Source organism: Acinetobacter towneri DSM 14962 = CIP 107472, from assembly GCF_000368785.1.
Classification (GTDB): domain Bacteria; phylum Pseudomonadota; class Gammaproteobacteria; order Pseudomonadales; family Moraxellaceae; genus Acinetobacter; species Acinetobacter towneri.
On the sequence record NZ_KB849695.1, the window covers coordinates 1 to 2,571 of the forward strand.

General features: G+C 39.0%; 2 protein-coding genes and 1 rRNA gene. All 3 read right to left on the reverse strand.

What is annotated here, in order from left to right; genetic code table 11:
- Positions 1 to 416: ribosomal RNA gene (locus F947_RS12730) — 16S ribosomal RNA — on the reverse strand; the annotation flags it as partial.
- Between the two features lie 445 nt (positions 417 to 861).
- Positions 862 to 1,527, reverse strand: coding sequence for a DUF2057 domain-containing protein (locus F947_RS12735; RefSeq protein WP_004976580.1), 666 nt, complete (start codon positions 1,525 to 1,527; stop codon positions 862 to 864).
- 194 nt (positions 1,528 to 1,721) lie between these two features.
- Positions 1,722 to 2,315, reverse strand: a complete 594-nt coding sequence (locus tag F947_RS12740; RefSeq protein WP_004976581.1) for a nitroreductase family protein — start codon at positions 2,313 to 2,315, stop codon at positions 1,722 to 1,724.
- Between the last annotated feature and the right edge of the window lie 256 nt (positions 2,316 to 2,571).

Consider the following 2,571-nt stretch of genomic DNA (forward strand, 5'->3'; position numbering starts at 1 on the left):
AAGGCCTTCTTCACACACGCGGCATGGCTGGATCAGGGTTCCCCCCATTGTCCAATATTCCCCACTGCTGCCTCCCGTAGGAGTCTGGGCCGTGTCTCAGTCCCAGTGTGGCGGATCATCCTCTCAGACCCGCTACAGATCGTCGCCTTGGTAGGCCTTTACCCCACCAACTAGCTAATCCGACTTAGGCTCATCTATTAGCGCAAGGTCATAAAGAGCCCCTGCTTTCTCCCGTAGGACGTATGCGGTATTAGCATCCCTTTCGGAATGTTGTCCCCCACTAATAGGCAGATTCCTAAGCATTACTCACCCGTCCGCCGCTAGCTCAGTTACCGAAGCAACCTCGCCCGCTCGACTTGCATGTGTTAAGCCTGCCGCCAGCGTTCAATCTGAGCCATGATCAAACTCTTCAGTTAAAATCATTTTGAAGCTTTAATCTAAACTTCCAAATCTGGCTCATCAATTTTCTGACTTAAATTTCGCTCAAATAAACTTCGAGTAATTTAAACCAATCAATCAATGAAATATGTTCGATCAATCAATCAGTAAAAATCCACACAAGTTGTTCTTCATAATTTCTTAATGATTTCCTGTTATTTCGTCAATAACAGCACCAACCCAATCAACACTGCGTTGGTGTGTTGCGTATTCTATACAGTTTTTGAATAGACGCAATATATTTTTTAGTTTTTTTTCAAAAAAAGCACCATCCGCCCAAATTTTAGACGCATTTCATATTTTTATCACACTTTTCTTATAATTTGTCTTTTTTTCGCACGTTACTGGATTGGTTTTTAAATAAATCCTTTTAAGGCGATAACAAAAAACAACCAGCTCAATGGAGCTGGTTGCAAATCAACATTAATTGGCTTGTTCTGCAAGCCATGACATGAATTTTTGTCGCTCTGCTTTAGTGGCTTGTTGCCACAATTGAATCAATTGTTGCTCTTTGCCCTGTGTTTGTTTTGCTGTAGGCAATGTTACTGAGGTGGTTTTCTCAGATGGCAACACTGCTGCCGCGGTATAAACTGCTGCTGGCTGATTGACCGCAGCACTATTTTGAGTGGTATCTACAGTTTTATTAAGCCAACTACCACCTAACCAACCAGTTGAGTTTGCTTTAGCACCTGTTTGTTGTACCAGCAACTGATTCTTTTGATTATATAAACCAACGCTTGGTTGATCTTTGAATTCTTTTGCAGCATCGAAGTCTTTAGGTGGATTTACCAAAGCGAGTCGATAGTTTTCGCCATCTTGAAGAATTGGGGTTTTGAGTGTAATGACGCCTGATTTTAAAATATCGTGCGCACCATTATGATGTTCAAAATATTGTTGATAACGCAAGTTAATGACATTTTCACCCGCATTGACTTTCACTTGCTGTGCAGAACTGAATAAACCTGAACGAATTTGTTGATCATTTACAGCGAGCAACTTAATTTCTTCAGGTACTGCAATAGTTACTGCTGAAAATGCTGAACTACAAGCCATCAATGCAATACTTGCTATGCCTAATTTAAATGCCATATTTCACTCTATATCATTTATTAAAGTTTGATTGCACTATGCAATGTATAAATGACAGTTTTATGACAATTCATGGGTTTAGGCATTTGCACATGAATAAGTAAGTTGTAAGGCACATCACTACCCCCAGAAACAAAAAAGTAGGATGAATCATTATCCTACTTTTTTGTCTGTGCAGTATGTGTTGCTAGAGCTTAGTTAAAGCTTTTGAAACGTGCTGCATCATCCATAAATGTTTTTTCACCAGCAGGTGCTTCAATTGAACCAAACACTAATTGTGCACGTAGTTTCCAGTTTGCAGGAATGTCATAAGTTTGCGCAACTTCTTCATCTACGATTGGATTGTAGTGCTGTAATGATGCACCCACATTGATTTCAGATAAAGCTGTCCACGCTGCGAATTGTGCAATCCCTGTCGAATGTTCTGACCATACTGGGAAGTTGTCTGCATATAGCGGGAATTGCTCTTGTAGACCTTTTACAACATCTTGATCTTCAAAAAATAAAGCTGTACCAAAACCTGCAATAAAGCTATTAATTTTTGCTTCAGTGTTTGCAAATGCTTCTGCAGGAACCATTTTATGTAAAGTTTCTAAAACGATGTTCCAAAATTGTGTATGCGATGCACCGTATAAAGTCACAACACGTGAAGTTTGCGAGTTAAATGCAGATGGGCTTAAACGAACTGCTTGTTTGATTGTACTTTCAATAGTTGCCTGATCTACAGAAACATTTTTACCAAGTGCATAGATTGAACGGCGTTTTTCTAATTGATTTAAAAATGACATTTTTAATTCCTCTGCAGAATTTTGTATAAATTAATTGATACAGCGATATTAAGCTTTTTATTCAGCATAAACATTACAAAAAATACGACAGTGTGTTTTATGTATAGAACGATTATAGTTATATAAAGTGACAAATGTATGTGACTGCATTTAGGGTCTGTTGACATTTCATAAATGGCTTGCGCTGTAGGCTAAAACTGAGCAGATCAGGCATGAAACGCAGGGAATAGCGAGACTATTGCCAAGTTTCATAACG